The 20,653-nt window shown below is 67.7% G+C and carries 16 protein-coding genes; 3 read left to right on the top strand and 13 right to left on the bottom strand.

Annotation, left to right across the window (positions count from 1 at the left end; all coding sequences use genetic code 11):
- Positions 1-166: 166 nt before the first annotated feature.
- The 8 genes from AB0I51_RS45900 to AB0I51_RS45865 form a co-directional block, all read right to left on the bottom strand.
- Positions 167-634, bottom strand: a complete 468-nt coding sequence (locus tag AB0I51_RS45900) for a hypothetical protein (protein ID WP_362985062.1) — start codon at positions 632-634, stop codon at positions 167-169.
- Positions 631-1,359, bottom strand: a complete 729-nt coding sequence (locus tag AB0I51_RS45895; protein ID WP_362985060.1) for a DUF433 domain-containing protein — start codon at positions 1,357-1,359, stop codon at positions 631-633. The genes AB0I51_RS45900 and AB0I51_RS45895 overlap by 4 nt, the downstream gene beginning before the upstream one ends.
- A gap of 249 nt (positions 1,360-1,608) precedes the next feature.
- Positions 1,609-3,024: a CBS domain-containing protein gene (locus AB0I51_RS45890; RefSeq protein WP_362985058.1), complete on the bottom strand. Its 1,416-nt coding sequence runs from the start codon at positions 3,022-3,024 to the stop codon at positions 1,609-1,611.
- Positions 3,025-3,328: 304 nt separating this feature from the next.
- Complete coding sequence (locus AB0I51_RS45885) at positions 3,329-4,912, bottom strand: serine/threonine-protein kinase (RefSeq protein ID WP_362985056.1); 1,584 nt, start codon at positions 4,910-4,912, stop codon at positions 3,329-3,331.
- Positions 4,913-5,210: 298 nt separating this feature from the next.
- Positions 5,211-5,462 carry a hypothetical protein gene (locus AB0I51_RS45880; protein WP_362985054.1) on the bottom strand — a complete coding sequence of 84 codons (252 nt, stop codon included), beginning with the start codon at positions 5,460-5,462 and terminating at the stop codon, positions 5,211-5,213.
- Positions 5,459-5,815 (bottom strand): hypothetical protein, encoded by a 357-nt coding sequence (locus AB0I51_RS45875; RefSeq protein ID WP_362985052.1) that lies wholly within the window; start codon positions 5,813-5,815, stop codon positions 5,459-5,461. The genes AB0I51_RS45880 and AB0I51_RS45875 overlap by 4 nt, the downstream gene beginning before the upstream one ends.
- 147 nt (positions 5,816-5,962) lie before the next feature.
- Positions 5,963-6,121, bottom strand: coding sequence for a hypothetical protein (locus AB0I51_RS45870; protein ID WP_362985050.1), 159 nt, complete (start codon positions 6,119-6,121; stop codon positions 5,963-5,965).
- Positions 6,122-6,314: 193 nt separating this feature from the next.
- A complete protein-coding gene (locus AB0I51_RS45865) occupies positions 6,315-6,578 on the bottom strand; it encodes a hypothetical protein (RefSeq protein WP_362985048.1) in 264 nt (87 codons plus the stop codon).
- Between the two features lie 92 nt (positions 6,579-6,670).
- On the opposite strand from AB0I51_RS45865, the gene AB0I51_RS45860 reads away from it, so the two are divergent.
- Positions 6,671-6,829: a hypothetical protein gene (locus AB0I51_RS45860; protein ID WP_362985046.1), complete on the top strand. Its 159-nt coding sequence runs from the start codon at positions 6,671-6,673 to the stop codon at positions 6,827-6,829.
- Between the two features lie 77 nt (positions 6,830-6,906).
- On the opposite strand, the gene AB0I51_RS45855 is transcribed toward AB0I51_RS45860, so the two are convergent.
- The 5 genes from AB0I51_RS45855 to AB0I51_RS45835 form a co-directional block, all read right to left on the bottom strand.
- Complete coding sequence (locus AB0I51_RS45855; RefSeq protein ID WP_362985044.1) at positions 6,907-7,962, bottom strand: EcsC family protein; 1,056 nt, start codon at positions 7,960-7,962, stop codon at positions 6,907-6,909.
- Positions 7,963-8,171: 209 nt separating this feature from the next.
- The gene (locus AB0I51_RS45850; protein ID WP_362985042.1) at positions 8,172-11,363 is read right to left on the bottom strand and encodes a type I restriction endonuclease; all 3,192 of its coding nucleotides are present in this window, start codon (positions 11,361-11,363) and stop codon (positions 8,172-8,174) included.
- Between the two features lie 2 nt (positions 11,364-11,365).
- Positions 11,366-12,661: a restriction endonuclease subunit S gene (locus tag AB0I51_RS45845; protein WP_362985040.1), complete on the bottom strand. Its 1,296-nt coding sequence runs from the start codon at positions 12,659-12,661 to the stop codon at positions 11,366-11,368.
- Positions 12,658-14,667 (bottom strand): class I SAM-dependent DNA methyltransferase, encoded by a 2,010-nt coding sequence (locus AB0I51_RS45840; RefSeq protein WP_362985038.1) that lies wholly within the window; start codon positions 14,665-14,667, stop codon positions 12,658-12,660. The genes AB0I51_RS45845 and AB0I51_RS45840 overlap by 4 nt, the downstream gene beginning before the upstream one ends.
- Before the next feature lie 90 nt (positions 14,668-14,757).
- The gene (locus AB0I51_RS45835; protein WP_362985036.1) at positions 14,758-16,959 is read right to left on the bottom strand and encodes an N-6 DNA methylase; all 2,202 of its coding nucleotides are present in this window, start codon (positions 16,957-16,959) and stop codon (positions 14,758-14,760) included.
- Positions 16,960-17,303: 344 nt separating this feature from the next.
- On the opposite strand from AB0I51_RS45835, the gene AB0I51_RS45830 reads away from it, so the two are divergent.
- Both AB0I51_RS45830 and AB0I51_RS45825 read left to right on the top strand, forming a co-directional pair.
- Positions 17,304-19,769: an AAA family ATPase gene (locus AB0I51_RS45830; RefSeq protein ID WP_362985034.1), complete on the top strand. Its 2,466-nt coding sequence runs from the start codon at positions 17,304-17,306 to the stop codon at positions 19,767-19,769.
- Positions 19,769-20,137 carry a hypothetical protein gene (locus AB0I51_RS45825; RefSeq protein WP_362985032.1) on the top strand — a complete coding sequence of 123 codons (369 nt, stop codon included), beginning with the start codon at positions 19,769-19,771 and terminating at the stop codon, positions 20,135-20,137. Before AB0I51_RS45830 ends, AB0I51_RS45825 begins: the two co-directional genes overlap by 1 nt.
- Positions 20,138-20,653: the final 516 nt, after the last annotated feature.

Here is a 20,653-nt window from a genome sequence, read left to right as displayed (position 1 = left end):
CCATCGACCGCACCACCTACAAGGCCACCATCAGCGTCACCATGCTCACGAGCAGCCCTTGACACCACCGAACCCGCCCTAACTGAACGGCGTTGCCTCTAGAACCCAAGTTGTTGGGTGGGGCCAAGACTCATCGGTGAAGCCACCAAGGCATCGGTGGCGTTGGTCAAGACTTCAAGCCCGGTTTCAACAGCCGCTCACGCGCCTGAGCCAGGCGGACGCGCAGTACATCGCCTTTCACCTCTTGCAGGCCGCCCCTCGTCAGCTTGTAGACCCACGGGCCCGGGATGTCGGCGAGGGGTTCAAGCTGGGTGTAGAGCTCTCGAAAGTGGGCAATTCGCAGCCGGGTGGGGGTGTTGTTGTCAGCAAAGACGAGATACCGAGCCGAGTGATTGATGATCGCTTCGAGTTCTAGCAGGTTGCTGAGGATGCGCTGGTCTGCCCCAACGCAGATCCGGCCGGCGGCGCTTGCGTCCGCTATCCACTGCTCGTCCAAGACCGCCTCAGCGGGTATGACGCCGTAGAGATCGCCGATGGTCTGAACGTCTGGGCACAGCGCCCGAGCGGCTTCTGCGAACCGCTTTGCGTTCGTGCTCCGATCCAGGAACAGACGCAATCCCCCCGCTGTGGTCATGCAGCCTCGCGTTCGATCCGTTCCTGTACCTCGTCGACCTGATCTACTGACAGCCCATAGTCGTCAGCGACGTCCTGGACGGACTCGCCCGCGCGCAGGTCACGCTGCACCACGTACAGGGGGGTACCGGTCTTGGTGAAGAACGGTTGGCCGAAGTTCACTCCCGGCAACACCGTGATGTCCGCGACCTCGTAACCGGGAAGATCAATTTTTCGGGCGTACTCGTTGCCTGAGTCATCGTATTCGAGCCGGGTGAGGTATCGGTCGATCACCTCACGGAAGACGTACTGACCATCCTTAAGAACGATCAGCTTGCGTGTCTCCCGCTTGTCGTCGCCTCCCAGATCGTCGCCGATCTCGTACAGCAGCTGAGCTCCCGCCACGTACAGCCTGCGTGAAGCGAGGGCGTGCTGGACTCCAAGCTGCTGCCGGACGAGCTCAAGCGCCGGCCTGATCTTCTGCAGCGGCACGTCCGCTCGACGCAGCGCGGACAGGAACATACCCTCCGCCAGACCGATGAATGGGATCGACGGATGCGGCGAATGAGGGGAACCCAAGTAAGTGATCAAGGGTTCACCAAACACGTCTGGGCGGTCCAGGAACTTGTTGTGGTAGCCCCTGGCCCATCTACGCAAGGTCGAGGGTGCCATGTCCAGGTAGCCAGCGGCCTCGGCCTGCGTATACAGCGGCACGCTGAAGCGCACTTCTTCACTGCTGCCAGCCACGGCTACCACCTCCTCTCCCCAGTCTCCCAGCCCCGAGCGCAGGACGATACACAGCCGTCGCGGCGTGTGCAGAGCTATGCGTAAACAGAAGCCCCCGCCCGGCTACGACGACCGAGCGGGGGCGGCAGTATGTTCACGGCACGGTCGATCAGGCTCGCTGAACTCGTGAATCGGCGCAGCTTTACATCCGTGGACAGTCGAGGGCTCGTCTTGGCGCGGGCTGTGGAACCCAGTAGCGGGTAGGCAGGCTTATTCTCCGTACTCCCTCAGCAGCTTGTTCAGATGCCGGATCTTGTCGACGTCCGTCTTCGGCAGGGGATCACTGCTGTTGAAGTGCATGACGTTGTTGCGGATCCGGCGAATCTCCTCCAGCCGCGCAATGAACACCTTGCGGTCGAGTGGCCATCCGAGCTGCTGCCACAGTCCCGGGTTCTCCAGAACCCGCTGGTAGTCGCCGACCGTCATGTCCCCGAAAGAGGCGATGCGTTCACCCGCGGGGTCGCACAGGCCGGTGACCTCGGACAGGGTGAAGGCCCCCGCGATGACCTGTCGCAGTCGGCGGTCCATTTCGCCGATCAGGAGGAAGTGCCCGGCCAGTTCGCCGTAGGCCTGGGCGACGTCGGCGGCGGTGACGATCCCGGCGATCGCGTTGTGCTGATCCCTGACGAGTACGAAGTCGTGCTCGACCAGCGTGGGCAGGACGTCGATCAGGTCGTGGTCGTAGCGGACGTCGCGTGCGTCCACGATCGCCTGGGAGAGGTGGGCGCCGGGGTCGGCATGGCGGGCGCGCGCTATGGACTTCCACGAGACGGATCCCCGCAGGTTGTGCGGACCGGCGAGGACGGGCAATTGGGAGAAGTCGTGGAGGACCATCAGCGTGATGACCTCCTCGAACGTGGCCGTCGGCTTGACACTGACGATGCCGGCGAGGGCGGACGGCAGGGTGCCGACGGTCAATCCCGTCTCGCGTGAATCCAGCTCTTGGGACACTCCGGCCAGCGTCGCGGGCGTCACTGGCGATCCGGCGAGGGGAATGTCTTCGGTCTGCTCTTCCGCAGCCTTGACCAGTCGGACTGTCGCGGTCAGGGACACCTTGTCGAATTCGGGCGAGGTGATCAGGCTGTGGTTGGCAAGTTCGGCCTGGATCTGGTCGTTGACGGCGCCTCGGCCCGTCGCGCCCCACCAGGCCAGCAACTCCTGAACTGAGAGAGACAACGGACTCCCTGTCTCTGCCCATTCACGTGCTTCCTTCAGCCGCGCGTGCCGCTCCCTGGGCGACACGGATGTCTGCTGGTGCTCCTTCTCCGGTGCCGTAGGGTCGGCCTCCTCGGCCGCCCTGTCGAGCAGTTCCTGACGCAACTGTGTGAGGTATCTGCCGTCGTCGACCTGCCACGCCTCCCAGCCGTCGAACGTTCCGTTCCCGACGGCGACCATGGCGGCCTTGGAAGGCGAACGGAACTCCTCCCCGTCTGAAAGCCGAATCCATCCCCGGTGTGTGACCGCGGCCTCGTGTGACTCGCCGACGCGGGGTCGGACGAACCGCAGCCGCGCGCCTTCCTTGAGCAGTCCGCTGCCGAGCAGGTCGGCGATGGTCACCCGCCGACCGTCGAGCAGGTAGCGGGCGCGGGACTGTGCCTCTGCGGGACCGGTGGCGGAATCAGACATGTCACCTAAGCCTTGCTGCTGGAGGGGAAAGGGGGAGCTGGGAGAAGGCGCCCGCGAGGGCGTCGAACTTGGGCAGGGCGCGGCGGTAGTCGCCATCGAGAAGGCGGACCGTGGCACGCTCCATGCACAGGCCGAGCTGCCGAGCGCCGCGGCGGTCGGCTCGACAATGTCGCTGAGGTCCTCGGCAGTGTGGGAGAACCGCTCCTCCACGAGCAGAACGTCTTTGTGCGCCTGCCTGATGTTCTCGCGGAGCCTGGCGGGATCCCTGATGCTGACGCAGCACAATGCGCTCCTGGAGGACGGGTCAGGAAGCGGAACCGTCGAGGCCGAGGCGGATCACCGCGAGTGCCTCGGCGATCTCGACGGTCGTCTCGTCGGCGGGGCCGAACACCATGCACATGTCCTGATGGAGCGGTTCGAGGACCTGCCGGGCTTCGACGGCCCGGCCCTGGGCGAGCAGCAGCATCCCGATGTTGTGCCGCAGTTCCACTGCTTCCTCGCTCACGTCGCTGTCGACGGCCCGAACGACGTTCAGCACGCCCTGGAGCGCGGCGAGCGCGTCGGTGACCTGGCCGAGTTCGGCGCGGCACCGGGCCGCCTGGGCGCGGCAGGCGCGGGTCTGCTCGCTGGTGGGTCCGGCGATGCGGGCGTACGCGTCGGCGAGGGCGTCGAACTCGGGCAGGGCGGCCCGGTAGTCGCCGCCGAGGAGGCGGATCGCCGCTCGCTGGCGGCGCAGCGCCAGAACCTGCTTGCTCTCGGAGCCGAGGGCTTGGGCCGCGGGTTCGATGACCTCGCCGAGTACCTCGGCGGCCTGCGCGAACCGCTCCTCTTCCAGCAGGGCGTCGGAGTGGGCGTACGCCTCTTTGATGTACTCGCGCAGCTGGGCGGGGACGGGCGGCTGGGCCCCCGGGAGGACGGCTGTCGGCGTCGAACCGCCGGGTGCGGGGGCCTGGGCGCGGGCGCGGGGCGCGAAAGGATGACGGAATACGCCTGTCGGGTCGGGTGTGCCGGCCGGCCCGGCATCGGATGTGCCGGTTTCTTCGCCTGGTGGCGGGAGGAACGGCAGCAGGCGCGCGTACACCTCCTGCGTGTCGGCGGGCCGCGCCTCGGGCGCCTTGCGCAGCAGGTGCAGGACCAGCTCCTCCAGCGCCTGGGGGACGTCGGGCCGCAGCTGTCGAAGCGGGGTGGGGGCGGCGTTGACGTGCTGGTACATCAGCAGGTACTCGTTCTCCGCCTCGAACGCGAGGCGCCCGCTGAGGAGTTCGTGCAGCACACAACCGAGCGCGTACAGGTCGGTCTGCGGGGTGATGCGTCCGCCGCGGACCTGCTCGGGCGACATGTACTGGTGGGTGCCGATGGGGCTGCCGGTGGCGGTCAGTTTGGTGACGTCGGTGCGCAGAATCGCCGCGATGCCGAAGTCGAGGACCTTCACGGTGCCGTCGCGTGCGACGAGGATGTTGCCCGGCTTGAGGTCCCGGTGGATGACCGGCACGTCGTGCGCGTACGACAGCACGGTCGCGATCTGCGCGGCGACGGCGGCCGCCCAGCTGACCGGCAGCGGCCGGCCGGGGTCGAGGTAGGCGGACAGCGGTACGCCGTCGACGAGCTCCATCACCAGGAACAGCCGCTCGTAGGACGCGTCGAGCACCGCGTCGTACACCTGCGGCACGCCGGGGTGCTGGATGCGCGCGGTGATGCGGGCTTCGCGGCGGAACCGCTTGGCGAACTCCTCGGCCAGCTGTGGGGAGGTGACCGACGCCTGCCGGATGAGCTTCACCGCGACGGGCCGGTCGAGCACGGCATCGTAGCCGCGCCACACGTCGCCCATGCCGCCGTGGCTGAGCTCCTCCAGGAGTTCGTAACGGTCGGAGATCGCCTCCTGCGGCACCTTGCCCCCGGGTGTGCGTGATGAACAGTCACGGTCAGGGGTCAAGTGTGGCCGCTGCGTCAATCTGCCGTCCAGCGGTCGCGGCGCGACAGGGGCTCGGGCACGGCGGTGGACGACGGGCGGGAGGGTGCGGCGGCCGGTTGGCCACCCGTCGGCAGGACGTACTCCGCACCGTATGAACCGTCCGTTCGTCATCGCCGGGGAGCCCGGTCGCACTGGCGGCTGGGCACCCGCGTCTTGCACGGTTGGCCGAGACAAAGAACCCCCCGCTCCGACGAGCCGGAGGCCGACCGCCGGATCAGATCCAGGTCACTTGGCGAACGTATACGCACTCGTGCCGGGGAACGATGAGGTAGACGAGGAATCCGCTGTCGATATGTGCGGTATCTCCCTTCGGACCCAGCCCTTCGTACTGGGTTCCGTCGAGGTAGAAGGCCGCAGCAGCCCGCACCAGCTCGTCAGCCCTTTTCTCGACCTCGGCGACGAACGCCGGCGGTGCTCCGCCGATGACGTACGCCTCGCTGGGGTCGTACTCCCACCTCCACGTCACTCGGACACCTCTTGCGTCGCCATATCCTCGACGGCACGCAGCTCGTCCATGGCGGATCGGAATGCGGGGTCGTCCTTGCTGGTCGTGCCGTGGATCGTGGCGAGAGCATGGCTACGGCGTGCGGAGAGATCGGGGCGACGCTCGATCTCCACCTGAGAGGCCCAGTGGGTCAGCCAGTGCTGAAGGTGCCCGATCCTGCTGGTCCGAATGGCGGCGGCGAGTGCTTCTTCCTTGTGCTTTTCCATCTCGTCCAGGCGGTGAGGAGCGATCCGGGCGAGCGCCACACGGACGGCGTCGGGGGTACGTTCGGGGCGCGGGAGCAGCTCCGCGCCATGGTCCGACTGTGTGCTCACAATGTCCTCCAAAGGGTGGCCCGGTCAGCATATCCAGCCGAGGCGTACGAGTCGGACGTCATCATCCGGGCCCTCCTCGCCGTGGATCATCCGCCAGGCGGCCTTGCGGGCGCCGCGGTCCGGGGCGAGCTCGGCGACGATCAGCGTTCAACGCGTGGTGCGTGTCGACGTGTCGAAGTCGTAGAGGATGCCCCACACGTCGAGCCGCTGCCCGGCAAGCCGCCGGGCGAGCCACGTGCCGCGCGGGGGAGCTGAACTTCCGCACCGTGCACCCTGGTTGCCGCCGCTCGGTCGTGGACCGCGCATCGCGGTCTCATCCGGGAGCGAGACGGGCAGCCGAGCGCCACGCGTACGAGAAGGGTGCCAGCCGGATACAGACCTGAGGTCGCCGATCAGATACGGGCCTGAGGTCAAGGAGCAGCGGCGGATGTGGGTCAGTGGCGCCCAGGGACGAACCCTCCGGGCGCCGCCGGCCTCAAGGCCGAATACCTCTATGTCGTCACGCCCGGTCGGTCGCGATGATGCCGACGCATTCTTCGAGCGCGGCATGCAACGGCGTTACGCAGGCGGCGAGTTCGGCGTCCGAGGCCTTCCCCACCTCCAGTACGGCGCCGACGATCGTCACCAGGACGGCGGCGGCCTTCAGGGCGTGCGCGTCGGCCAGCTCCTCAAGACGACCGCCGGGGCGCGTGACCGCGAAGGCCTCCTTGCCGGTTTCCGGGTCGACGCCGGGGCTGCGCAGACGAGACGCATTCGTACTCATACGGCGACTTCCCACGGAACCGGAACGTAGTCCTGCCCCAGCGTCGCCAGGACCGCCGCCCGGCGCCGCTCCCGCTGAAGGCGGGGTCGGGCATGTTCGTCCCGCTCGCGTTCCCATTCGACGACGTACGGGCGGACCAGGGGCATGCCGTCGACGGTGATGACGTCCGCCGGGTACGGGCACGTGGCTCTGACGGTCACCCGCAGGCGTGGGCCGGGTTCGCCGTACTGACCGCCGACCAGACCATCTGAGCCCTACGGTCGTAACCCCCATGGGTGCCCAGTCCGACAGGTGGCCTGTCACCCACATCTTGCACGGTTAGACAAGTTCAGTTGTCCGGCTTGTCCCCGGAGTCGGACGGGGTAGACGTCGGCAAGGAATCCTCCTCCCGGAGCAGTTCGATCACGCCGATCACGTCATCGTCCTGCGCGGGGTCGGCGTCGCCGTAGTGCGGGTCACCGGCCAGGTCGCCGCCCGACTTCTCGATCAGGAAGCGTTCGCGATACGCGTCGCGCGCCGAAACAGCGATGCGATCGATGTGCCTGTAGCTCAGCCCTGCGCCGACAGCCATCCCGGCGATGGGCACGAACTGCCCGAGCTTCTTCTTTGTCAGCTGCTGCGTAAAGTTCGCTGCGAAGGCCTGGGCGATCTTGGTAAGAACCTTCTCGTTCAACTTGGCCCAAGGAGCGTTCCTTGCCAGCAACTGGGTGAGTTGGGACAGTTCGCGGTACGCGGCCGTCTTCGCCGATGTGCCCGTGGCCATTCCCAGAGCAATCACGGACATCACGAAGAGTTCCTCTTCGGGATCGCTCGGGCAGTAGCCGTAATAGAGAGCTGTGGCGGCGACCGTTCGCGTGGCGAGGGCGAGCATCATCGCGGTGTCGGCGAGCATCGCCCCGGCTACGGTCCCCAGTCCGGGTGCGGCGCCCGCACCCGCGCCCGCGATCGTTCCGGCGCCGACGAGCACCTCTCCGCCGGTCACGGCCGCAGCGGATCCGAGGCCGGTTGCCGCTGCCGAGAGCGCGTGGCCGTACCGAACCAAGTTGTGCCTCGCGACCTCATCAACGACGCGCAGGTCGAGCTCACGGATCTCGTCCAACCCGGCGATGTCGTGGCCGGAACGTCGATACTGCTCAACAACACGTTTCTTGCTCACTGTCCGGCCTGCGGTGTCTCCCACAACCTTGCCGAGACCCTTTGCGGCTCCGCCGTAGGTGGCAGCCACTTTTTCGGCGCCCGGGGTGTTCATCGCCTTCTGGCCGAGCGAAGCGAGTCGGTCCCGGGCCGACTGCGGAAGTAGGTTCCTCACCTGCTTGTTGAGGGCATCCGCCTTTCGCCTCTGGAGTCGGTCCCACTCCCGCTGTTCGTAGGCAGAGAGAATCATGTCGTCACCTCAGTGTCCGAGTGCTTGCAAGCAGTCCGGCAGTTCGGATCGCGGCCATCCGGGCGGTGGGCGACTCTGGCCGAGAACCACGTGGACGGCGTCGGGGTTAGGTTCGGGGCGCCAACCAACTCCGGGACGCGGTCCGACTGTGTGCTCGCGATGTCCTTCAACGGGCGCCCCAGCCGGCACATCCAGCCAGGGCCTACACATCAGACCCTGTCGTCCAGGCCCTCCTCGCGGCGGATCATCCGCCAGGCGGCCTTGCGGGCGCTGCGGTCCAGGCTGGACTTGAAGCCCTTGTCGGGGCCGAAGTACTGGCGGCCCATGCCCGCGATGGTGTCGATGTGGTCGGCCATCTTGTCCGCGAAGACGTTGTCGAAGACGAGGCCGAAGTTGTCCTCGTCGTTGACGACGGCCGCAGCCCGCACCTTCGGGTCGGCCTTGGCCTCCTCGAACGGGCGGATGACGTCCTGCTCGGTGAACTCGGTGCCGAAGCGTTCGTTGAACTTGTCGATCAACTGCGAGAGCAGCGACTTCTCCGCTTCCTTCGCACCGCCCGAGCCGTCGCCGAAGCCCTGCATCATCGTCGGTCCCTCGGCAGTGAGGGAGACGTCGTACTCGCCGGTCTTCTCCACCCGCATATGGCTGAGGTCGATCTCGCCTATGTCCACGCCGCCGTCCGCGCGGCGCGGCAGCCGGTTGAGAAGGTAGCGGCCGTAGAGGTGCAGCCGTTCCAGGTCGGCATCCCGGTAGGGGACGATCTGCGCGAGGAAGCCGTACTTCCTGACGTAGTCATTGAGGTCGGCGCGGAAGCCCTCCGCCGTCTCCTGGTCGTCCTCGTCCTCGCTTTCGAGCAGGGGCGTGAAACGGGCGACGGCGGGCGAGAGCAGCCGGTACAGCTCGGCGTGCAGCTTCTCCCACTTGGACTGTGAGCCTGCCGCCTTCTCCTTGGCGGCAAAGTACGCGGCGGCGAACTCGTCCATCTCCTGCCCGGACAGGATCGGCGCCTGCATGACCCGGCTCTGCGCGGTGTAAAGCAGGTTGGGGTCGGAGGGAAGGGTGTTCGCCTCCTCGAAGTACGGGCGGAAGGAGTCCTGTATGTCCTCGGCGTCGTTGACGAAGTCCAGGACCGCCAGGTCCGCCTGGGACTTGCGCTCGGCGGTCCGGTTCAGCCGGGACAGGGTCTGTACGGCGGAGATGCCGGTCAGGGTTTTGTTGACGTACATCGTCGTCAGCAGCGGCTGGTCGAAGCCGGTCTGGTACTTCTCCGCCACGACCAGGATCCTGTACTCGCGCTGGCCCGCACCGCCGGTTCGGGCGGCCTTGTCGTCGGCACGCGTGTACGCGAACGCCTTCGGCAGCGCGCTCTCCGACAGCCCGCCGTTCTCCTTCGGCTCGGTGGTCTCCTCACCGTCGACGGTGAGCGAGCCGGAGAAGGCGACGAGGACACCCAGGTCGGGGTACTTGGTGTCGTAGTCCCGGTCCTTGATGTAGCTCTTGATCGCGCGCGCCATCTGTACGGCGGACTGCCGCGAGGCCGTCACCACCATCGACTTGGCCCGCCCACCGAGACGGCCCCGGCTGTGCGCCACGAAGTGCTCCACGATCACTTGGGCGTGCTGGGCGACCGTCGAGTCATGGGTGAGCGCGTACCGGGCGAGCAGGCCGTTCGCCTTCGACGGGTCAACCTCCCGCTCGTCGGGGTTCTGGTTCACCAGCTTCCAGTACGTGTTGTACGTGACGTAGTTGCGCAGCGGGTCGAGGATGAAGCCCTCCTCGATCGCCTGCCGCATGGAGTACGTGTGGAAGGGCCGGTACGTCGCCTTGCCATCGATGTCCTGGAGCGTGCCGAAGAGTTCGAGGGTCTTGGCCTTCGGCGTGGCGGTGAACGCGAAGTAGGAGAGGTTCGCGGCGCGGGAACGCTGCTCGGCCCTTTTCTTGAGCTGCTTGTCGAGGGTGGCGGCCTTGACCGTGGTCGCGCCCGCGTCGTCCGAGTCGGCGTCCAGGCCAAGGTCACGCAGAGCGGCCCGTACGTCCTTGGCGGCGTCGCCGGACTGCGAGGAGTGCGCCTCGTCCACGACGATCGCGAAGTGGCTGCCCCGAATCTCGGTTGGGTTGCGCTCGATATACGAGATCAGCGCAGGGAAGGAGTGCAGCGTGACGGTGACGATTTTCCCTGTGTCGCGGGAGAGAGCCTTGGCGAGCTGCTCGCCCTTCGCCCCGTACTTCTCGTCGATCTTCACGACCAGGCCTGCGGTCTGCTCAAAATTGCCGACCGTTTCCCGGAGTTGGGCGTCCAGGTTGCGACGGTCGGTGATAACGATGACCTTGTCGAAGACCGGCACGCCGGGCTTGAGGCCCTTGGCGATGGCCTCGGCGTCGAGTTCGCGGGGGTCGGTCGGGGTGTGCAGATCACTGAGGCGGTGCGCGAGCCAGCCGATGGTGTTCGACTTGCCCGAGCCGGCCGAGGCCATGACCAGGTAGTCGTGTCCCGCGCCGTGCGTTGCGGCGTGCGCGGTGAGCTTCTTAACCGCGTCCCACTGCTGGAACCGGGGGAAGACCATCGTCTTCGTCGTGCCGCCGCCCGGCGTCTTGCTCTTGTGCAGGTGTACGAACCGCTGGAGCAGGTCCAGCCAGTTGTCCGGCTGCCAGACCTTCTCCCAGAGGTACGAGGTCGCGTACGTACCGAAGGCGGTCGGGTCCGGGTTGCCGGCGCCGCCGGGCTGACCGGGGCCGTTGGAGCCGGTGTTGAAGGGCAGGAAGCGGGTGTTCTTGCCCTTGAGTTGAGTGGCGACGAAGACCAGGTCCGGGTCGACGGCGAAGTTCGCGACGACGCGGCGCGTGAAGATCAGCTCGGTGGGGTCGCGGTCGGCGCGGTACTGCTCCTTGGCGTGCTCCACCCCCTGCTTGGTCAGCGGGTTCTTCAACTCGGCCGTGGCGACGGGGATTCCGTTAAGGAACAGGGCGAGGTCGAGCTTGTTGCCCCAGTCGGCCTGCTTCGTCGCGTACACGAGTTCGCGGACGACGGTGAGGCGGTTGGCCCGGTAGCCGTCGAGGACGGAGTCGTGGGCGACGAGGTTGGGCTTGAAGTACGCGACGCGGAGCAGGACACCCCGGTCCTTGACACCGTTGCGGAGGACATCGAGGAGCCCGTTGGTGGCGATGGCCTGGTCAAGGCGGCTGGCGAAACCGCGCTGGGCCTCGTCCAAGTCGCTGCCGTAGACGGTGAGCAGTTCGTGCCACTCGTCGGGCTGGGTCGCCCCGATGAAGGTGAACAACTCGTTGGTGTCCAGGCCGAGATCGGCCCGGTAGTCCTGCGGCCGTGCCTCGCGCCAGCCGCGCTCGACCATGGCGGCGACGATGGCGTCACCGAAGGCGGACTCCGTGTGGATGGGGCTCATGGCTACGCGGTGACTCCGTCCGTTACGTTGCGCCCGCTGGCGGTGGATACGTCGAACTGGCCGGTTACGGCGGCGGTGATCAGGGCTTGGCGGCGTTCGACAAGCAACTCCAGGAACTGCGCTGCTCGATGTTGCAGAACTCGTGATTTCGCCACCTGTGAATCGAGGATTGCAAGCGTCGAATCCTGCTTCCCCCTATCAACAAGAGGAACAAGCAGATTCCCGTACTTCTCGGCATTGACGTTCTGAATTGTAGCCTGGATGGCACCTTCGCTGACTTGCTGCCAATACGTCGCGGTCTGGCAGAAATGCCAAATAAGTCGCGGCAGGATGAGATTGCTGTTTACGCGGGCCCTGATCAGATAACCGGCATGTGCAGCCGGGCCATGCTGTGATCCGTAGACGAAGCTCTTTCCCACTGTTGCCCCACTACGCACGAAGAGAAGGTCTCCGTCGCTCAACATGTAATTTCGAGCAACGTCAGGCGGTAGCGAAGCGAACGTCTCATCGCGTAGCGTGCCGTCGTTGGCAATGTCCGTCGTCCGAATGTATCGAGGCCAGTCTCGCCGATTGTGTTCAGTTGACTCATTTGCGCCATACGACATTGGAACGGTCAACAGGCGCTTCAGGCGCACACTACTAGAAGAGGCACTGGAGAGTGTCAGCTCAATGGCCACCCCTTCGCGCTCTTTCAAGCGTTCGATCAGCAGAACCAGGATTCTGGCCAACTCGTCCAACCGCGAAGTCTCGGCGTCGAGGAAGTCGGCGATGCGGAGCTGCTCACCCAGAGGCGGAAGCGGCAGAGGGAAACTCTGGATCTTGCTGCTATTGGTGGAAGCCAGGTTTGTGGTTTTCGTGCCGGTGCTCTCGAAATAGTGGCGGCCGTAAAGAGACTGGGTCACGTAGGCGAGGAAGCGGCCACTGAGTCGCTGTGCATCGGGGCGGACCGCGAAGATGTGGTTCTGGTGCAGGCACCGGTCAAGTTCGCCCTGCCAGACCGTCCCACGGCCCAGCTTGTCCAAGTCCCCTCCTTCGGTCATCAGGACGTCACCTGGACGAAGTGTGCTGCGTTGGGCCACACTTCGAGGCACAGTGATCTCGGTGACCGATTCGAGGTCGAGGCTCCCTGCTTGGACATTGGCGACACGCAAGTACGGACTGGTGACGACGTCACCTGTTACGTCCCGTTTGGCATCGACGGTCAGTCCGTTCTGCAAGCGCGCGACATATCCGAGGCGTACAAGTTCGTAGGTGTCAGAGGGTTTGGGGGAAGGCGGTGTGACGGCCGAGTTGTTCACGGGGTCACTTCCCCGAGCAGGCCCTGAATCTCCGCCTCCAGCGACTTCAACTCCGCGTCGATCTCCACCAACGGCCTCGGCGGTTTGTACACGTAGAAGTGCCGCGTGAACGGGATCTCATAGCCGATCTTCGTCTTCGTATGGTCGATCCACGCGTCCGGCACGTGCGGCAGCACCTCACGCTTCAGGTACTCCTCGACGTCCTCTCCCAACGGCACGTTCTCGAAGTCCCGCAGGTCCGCGTCCGGCTCCGGCGCGCCCTTGATCTTCTGGACCTCGCCCTCCGGGTCCCGTACCCCGATCGTCTCCCGTACCGCCTTCGCGAACGGCGCTCCCGACGGCCACGTCAGCCCGGCCGCGACCACCGCGTCCTTGAGCTCGATGAACGCGTCGGACTTCGTCGTCCAGGACGAGCCGAGCAACGTACGCACCGCCGCGACGAACTCCTCGCTCCGCTCCAGCCTCACCACCGGCTTGGCCTCCGCCAGCGCCACCAACGTCTCCTCCGTGACCTCGAAGCGGAGCTTCAGCGGGCGTTCGACGGTGATGCGCTGGTAGCCGAAGTCCTCGTTCGCGAAGACTTTGACCTTGCCGTGCAGCGGGTGCTCGGGGTCCTTCGCGACCTGAGCGGCCTCCGCGTACAGCCGGGTGACGTCGCCGATGTGATCGGGGCGGCCGTTCGTCCCATCGCCGAGTTCCTTGCGCTTGTCGCCGAGCGACTTGCGCATTTTCTGCCACTGGTCGCGCGCGTCCAGCAGGACGACCTTGCCCTTGTGGTCGGCGTCCTTGCGGTTGGTGAGGATCCAGAAGTACGTGGAGATGCCGGTGTTGTAGAAGAGCTGGTCCGGGAGGGCGACGATCGCCTCCAGCCAGTCGTTCTCCAGGATCCAGCGACGGATCTGGGACTCGCCGGACTCGGCCGCGCCCGTGAACAACGGGGAGCCGTTGAAGACGATGGCGATGCGGGAGCCGCCCCCGCCGTTCACGTCCACCGGCTTCATCTTCGAGATCATGTGCTGGAGGAAGAGCAGCGAGCCGTCGTTGATGCGCGGCAGGCCCGCGCCGAAGCGGCCGGCGTCGCCGAGCGACGTGTGCTCGTACTCGACCTCCTCCTTGACCTTCTTCCACTCCACGCCGAACGGTGGGTTGGCGAGGATGTAGTCGAACTTGCGGCGGGCGTGGCCGTCGTCGGAAAAGGAGTTGCCGAAGCGGATGTTCTCCGGGTCCTGGCCCTTGATCATGAGGTCGGAGCGGCAGATCGCCCAGGACTCGGGGTTGAGCTCCTGTCCGTACACCTCGACCGTGGCGTCCGGGTTGAGGGCCTTGATGCGGTCGTCGGCGGCGCTGAGCATGCCGCCCGTGCCGCAGGCCGGGTCCATGACCGTGCGGACGACGCCCGGCACGGTGAGGGCGTCCGCGTCGGGCGCCACCAGCAGGTTGACCATCAGCTTGATGACCTCGCGCGGGGTGAAGTGCTCACCCGCGGTCTCGTTCGACTGCTCGGCGAAGCGGCGGATCAACTCCTCGAAGATGTAGCCCATGTTGTGGTTGGGCACGACATCGGGGTGCAGGTCCAGGTCGGTGAACCTGCCGATGATCTGGTAGAGCAGGTTCGCGCCGTCCAGCTTCCTGACCTGCTGGTTGAACTCGTACTTGTCGAGGACCTCGCGGGCGTTGTCGGAGAAGGCGCCGACGTAGATCTGCAGGTTCTTGGCCGCGTTCTGCGGGTCAGCCGCGATCTTCCGCAGCGTGAGGTCGCTCTTGTTGTAGAAGGAGTTGCCCGAGGCCTTGCGCAGGAAGTGGTCGGTGTCGATCTCCTGGCCCGCGAACCTGGCGACGGTCTCGACGACCTTGTCGCGCGTCGGCTCCAGGACGCACTCCAGGCGGCGCAGCACGGTGAACGGCAGGATGACCTTGCCGTAGTCGGACTGTCGGTAGTCACCGCGCAGAAGATCGGCGACGGACCAGGCGTGGTTCGCCAGCTCCGTGTGCTTGCTGATGTTCAAGAGGTCCCGGCTTCCTTCCGAAGAGCGCCGTCCGGGCGGGGGACGGCAGGTATCCAGTGTGGTCGTGTGCGGTGGGACGTGTAGGGCGTTTCAGGCGGAACGGCTGTCCGGGCCGTCCGGTGGCAGGAGTACGCCAGCGGTGAGGCCGGTGGTCAGCACAGCCGTGGTGTCGGCGGCGAGGTCGGCGGTCCGGCGGACGGCGGCGCGCAGCTCGTACACGCGGCGGAAGGCCTCCCCGTAGCGCCGCTGTTCCTCCAGGGGCAGCAGCGGTACGCGCAGGCGGCCAGGTGTGATGTGCACGAGGCTGCTGCCGGTGGAGGCGGAGGCGATGTTGTCCTCGGCGCCGAGGAACCCGGCCAGGAACCACGGGTCGAGGCGGGCCGGGTCGGGGCGCAGGAGGTGGATGTGCTGGCCGAGCAGGGCTCCGGCGTCCTGGTCGTCCGCGACCCGGGTCATCGCGGACCCGTCACCGCCGCCCGCGAGGGCGCGTACGAGCACGTCCCCGGCGGCGACGGGTTGCACCGCGTCGGCGTGGAGGTCGACAGCCCCGCCGGATGGGGGGTTTCCGGCAGAGATGTCCCGGGCGGTGAGAACCGGCCGGTCCACGGTGGGGGCGGCGGGGCCCTTGGAGCCTCGGGTCCCGGGTGTCGCCGCCCGCAGCACGGTCAGGGCCCCGCCGCGCGCCAGGTCGGAGACGGTCGCCGTACGCCACTCGCGGGCTGAGGCCCCGGACGACTGCCCCCCGCCGAAAGCGGAGGCGGCTGCCAAAGCGGCGACCTGCTCTGCCAGTTGATCGTGCAGTTCGTGGACGCGCCGGATCAGGGCGGCCGGGTCGATGTCGGCCGCGGTCGCCCGGACATGGCGGGCTGGGGTGACGTCGACGACGTCGTCGAGGAGGTCGACAAGCGGCACCGCGCGGGCGACGCCGGGCTCGTCGGCGTAGGTGTCGGGGGCGGTGGTGAACGCGGCCCACTGGGCGAGGACGCGGTCGGTCAGCCCCGCCCACTCGAAGGAGGAGGAAGAAGAGGTGGGGGCAGAGGAGGCGGCGGAAGGCGGGGAGCCGGCTCGGCGGGGGCGTGAGCCGCCGCGGGTACCGGCGCCAGCCGTGTCGGTGGCGGACGACGTGCCCGTGGCGCCGTCCCGCTGCTCGCCCTCCCCGTCGACGAACAGCACCGTCGTACGGTCCGTGCCGCCCGGCTCGGGGCGTTGGAACACCCAGATCTGTAGGCCGATGTGGAGCGGATACGCGGCACGCGCGGGAAGCGAGACGACGGCGCGCAGGGCCCCGCCGCGGATGAGTTCCGCACGGACGCGGCGGCCGGAGGAGCGGAAGGCCAGCGCGGGCGGCAGCAGCATGACCGCGTGACCGCCGGGCTCCAGGTGTGCGAGGGCGTGTTGCACCCAGGCCAGCTCGGACTCGAAGCGCGGCGGGAGTCCGTACGCCCACCTCGGGTCGTAGGCCAGCTCGTCGTGACCCCAGTCGCGGTCGGCGAACGGCGGGTTGCACAGGACGGCGTCCACGGTGACGTCGGGGAAGGCGTCGGCGCGCAGGCTGTCGCCGACGCGGATCGCCGTCTCGGCCTCGGGTGCGGCGATCAGCAGCCGGACCGCGGTGCGTTGGCCCTGGACGGGGAGCGAGTCCTGCCCGAACAGCGCCTGTGCGCCCTGTCGGGCGGCGGCGGCCAGGAGCGTGCCGCTGCCGCAGGCGGGGTCGAGGACGCGGGACACGTCGGCGGGCAGGAGCCGTGCCATGAGCAGGGCCAGGGCCTCGGGGGTCTGGTAGACGCCGCTGGCGGCACCCTCGTCCAGTTCGCGTTCGGCGAGGACGTCGACGGCGGCCTGTGCCCCTGCCTCACGGACGCAATCCAGCAGCGCGCGGACCGCGCCCGCGTCGTCCGGGCCGTAGCGGACCGGCTCGGCCGCGGGCACAGCCGCAGGGAGCTGGGCTGCGGCCTTCTCCGCTCGGGCAAGCAGCTGGTCGTCGGGCACGGTGGCGAGTTCGGCCAGTTCCTCCTGCGTGCGGCGAGACGCGGCAGCCACCAGGGGGAACAGCCGCGCGGCCACTCCCGAGCCGGGGCCCAGCAGCCGTAGCTCCGTGCGCAGTTCCTCGGTCGGCGAGGCGGTGGAGGTGTGCCCGCGTCGGCGCAGCCACGCCTGGACGGCCGGCAGGTCGTAGAGCGGGCTGGTTTCCGTGCCTGCGCTGGGTGCCGGGAAGTCGTCGTGGCGGCGGCGCCAGTTGCTGACGGTGGCGCGTGTGACCCCTGCGATGCGGGAGATCTCGGCGGCTGTCACGTGTGCGGAGCGCGCCGGTCGGGCTGGTGGCTGCTGGGGCATGGCGTGGAGTTCCGCACCTCTCGGGCCAGTCGGACAGGGACAGTTAACACGTTACTACACCCATCAAGCTCGTCAAGTTGTTTGACGATGCTTTCAGTGTTGTGCTTATCTAGTCACGCTTCCGAATGGAAGCATGGACGGCGCCTCCGCAACCGCACCGTGAAGCGTCCTGGCGCCGAACCGCGCCACGCATCCGACCTCTCCCGGTCCCTTTTCATCGCAACGCCACACCTCGGGGCCGCCCACCCCACGTCCATTCCGCACCGCAGTCGCCACCCACCGCACACACGGGAGGAACCCACATGACCGTGACGGAACAGCCCCGGCAGAACGCGCACCACCCCACCGACCTCGCCCGTCCGGCCCCGGCCGACCAGCCCGTGCCCGTGGCCGGTCTGGTGGAAGCCCGCCTGTCGGAGGAGGCGCTCACCGAGCCCGTGAAGGTGCTCCTGAAAGAGGCCCTGGGCGACGGCGAGCCCCAGGGGACGTCCCCTATCGGCCGGATCTACCTCGAGTCCGTCGCCGTAGCCCGGTTCCGCGGCATCGGACCGCGCGCCTGGCTCAAGCTCAGCCCGAGACCCGGCGTGAACCTGGTCGTGGGCCGCAACGGCTCCGGCAAGTCCAGCATCGCCGAGGGCATCGAGACGGCCTTCACCGGCGTGAACATGCGCTGGCAGGGACAGCACGCGACGCACAGCAGCAACTGGCGCAACCTCCACGACACCGACGGCAGGCCAGAGATCGAGGTGAAGCTCGCCATCGAGGGCGACACCGGCCGCAGCACACTCACCCGCACCTGGGAGGGCGACGACTTCGACGACTCCCAGGCCGAGCTCAAGCGGCCCGGACACGGTCGCGCACCCCTCGACCAGGTGGACTGGAAGCAGGCCCTGCGGGACTTCCGGCCCTTCCTGTCGTACGTCGATCTCGACCGCATGATCAGTGGCAAGCCCTCCGAGATGTACGACGCCATCGCCACCATCCTCGGCCTGGGGCAGCTCAGCGCCGCCGACGGCCGGCTCCGCCAGGAGGCCAAGGCACTCGAAGACGCGGAGAAGATGGCGAAGGCGGAGCTGCCGGGCCTCAAGGAAGCCCTGTACGAGTTGGAGGACGACGAGCGCGCGGTCCAGGCACTCGTCGCCGTCGACACGACGGGAACGCCTGACTTCGAGACCATTGAAGCCCTGGTCACCGGTCTGCCCGCCGACACGGACGATGGCCTGCTCGCCCGGCTGCGCGCCGAGGCAGAGGTGCGGGGACCCGAGATGGCGCAGGTCCGCACGACCGTGGACCGCCTGCGCAGGGCTCTCGCCGACGTGGAAGATCTGCGCGGCACCGGCACCGAGGACGCCCTGCAGCGTGCGGAACTCCTCGAACGGGCCGTGGCGCACAACGACCGTCACCCCGACGCTGCCTCCTGCCCCGTGTGCAGGACCGACGGAATGCTGGACGCGGCATGGGCTGCGGACGCCATCGCCCAGATCGCCGCACTGCGGCAGGAGGCGGAGGCAGCCGCGGGCGCGCGCAGCGAACTCCGGTCGGCCGCGCGGAACGTGCAGGACCTCGTTCACACGCCCCCGCGGATCCCCGCCGCCCTCGCCGACCCGTGGCGCGCCTGGACCGCCTGCCGGACCATCAGCGATCCCGACGAACTCGCCCGGCACGCCGACGAGGCCGCCGCGACGCTGGCCGATGCCTGCGCCGCGGTCAAGGAGAACGCCCTCAGGGAGCTGGAGAAGCGGGACGAACGCTGGCGCGGGCTCGTCACCCGCCTGGCGGGCTGGGCGGAAAGGGCCCGTGCTGTTGAGGCGAGCAAACCTCGGCTGCGGGACATCAGGAAGGCGAGCACCTGGATCAAGGCGCTGGCCGCCGAGTTGCGGGAACAGCGGATGGAAGGCTTCGCCGACCAGTCGCAGCGGATCTGGGAGCGGCTCCGCCAGGAGAGCAACATCGACCTCACGGCCGTGAGCCTGAAGGGCAGCGAGAAGGCCACTGTCCGCAAGCTCGTCATGGACGTCTCCGTCGACGGCCAGGAGGCCTCGGCTCTCAGCGTCATGAGCCAGGGCGAGCAGCACTCCCTCGCGCTGTCCCTGTTCCTGCCTGTGGCCGCCACCGCCGACAGCCCGTTCGGCTTCATCGTCATCGATGACCCCGTACAGTCCATGGACCCCGCCAAGGTCAACGGACTCGCCCAGGTCCTGCACGAGCTCGGCGAGCACCGGCAGGTCGTCGTGTTCACCCACGACACCCGGCTCCAGCGGGCGTTCACCAGCCAGGAGCTGCCGGTGACGGTGTTCGAGGTCGAGCGGGCCGAGTCGTCCAAGGTGAAGGTCAAGCCGGTGACCGACCCGGTACGGCAGGCGCTCGACGACGCGCGGGCCATCGCCAGTACCAGTGACCTGCCAACGGCGGCACGGACCCACGTGCTGCCCAGCCTGTGCCGTATCGCCCTGGAGAACGCCTTCCTTGAGGCCGCCTGGATCCGGCACCACCGCTCCGGCGCGCCCGAGAACGAGCTGCAGGCCGCCGTCGGCAGCGCCGACAAGCTCATGAAGGTCGCGGCGCTGGCCCTGTTCGGCGACGCCGGGCGAACCGGCGACGTCTACCGGGAACTGCGCACCCGTTGCGGACCGCGTGCGGTGGACCTCCTCAAACAGTGCCAGGACGGCGCCCACGCTGCGGGAGCACAGATCACCGACCCCCACCGCTTCGTGGACGACATCGAGAACATGGCGCAGAAGGTGCGCAAGCCGGAGGTGACCCCGTGATGAGCACTCCCACCACCTCGGTCGAAGAGCTCCTGCTGACGGCCGATCAGCTGCTTGCCGCCCGCACGGGCGCCACGGCCGCCGGCCGCCACCGCGGAGCCTCCCTCGCTCTTCGGACCGCCCTGGAGATCTCCATCGACCGTGTACTCGACGCTGCGGTGCCAGGGCTCGCCGACACCACGATGCGGGCCAAGATGCTGTGCCTCCACTGCTACACCGCGGCGGAGACCGCTCGCCGCACCAATGCCGTCTGGTCCCACCTCTGCCTGGGGTGCCATTACCACCAGTACGAGATCGGTCCCACGCACGACCAGGTCCACACCTGGCGGACGGAGGTCGGCGAGCTGGTCGGGACGTTGACCCCCTGACTCGATGAAGCTGGAGGTACCGACTCGTCGCATCGCGTGCCTCAACTCGTTGTTGTGGTGCCGGTGTTGACGCTTCCGGGCGGGGGGTGTCGGCGTACTCGGGCATGTAGTCATCCGGGTACGGACGAACGCGCTCAGCGCCCGACGTGTGCGATGGCTGGAAGCGCTGCTACATAGTCCAGAGATGCAGAGGGGTCTCCGTGGCGGAGACGGTCTACCAGGTGCCGTAGTAACGGCTGAGCAGCGTCACGTCGACCGCGGTCTCGATGCCGTGCTTCCACTCTGGGTCAGCAGCCTTCCGCAGACCCACTGACCGCGACCACGGGCCGACCCCAACAGAATTGTCTCCTCGGTCCAGTCCAGCTGTCGCACCCTACAAAGCGTCCGCGCACACCCCGTGCGTCCCTTGGGGCCGTTTCCTGTACGGGCCGTTTCTCCCGCACCCCGGTCGGGCGGCAGCCCCGTGACCCCGAGGGTCACGCAGCACCCTGATCGCCTGCCACGACCGCAGGGCAC

The sequence above is a fragment of the Streptomyces sp. NPDC050549 genome (assembly GCF_040655035.1).
Taxonomy (GTDB): domain Bacteria; phylum Actinomycetota; class Actinomycetes; order Streptomycetales; family Streptomycetaceae; genus Streptomyces.
The sequence above is the reverse complement of the archived record's forward strand: the minus strand, read 5'-3'. Positions and strand labels throughout refer to the sequence as shown.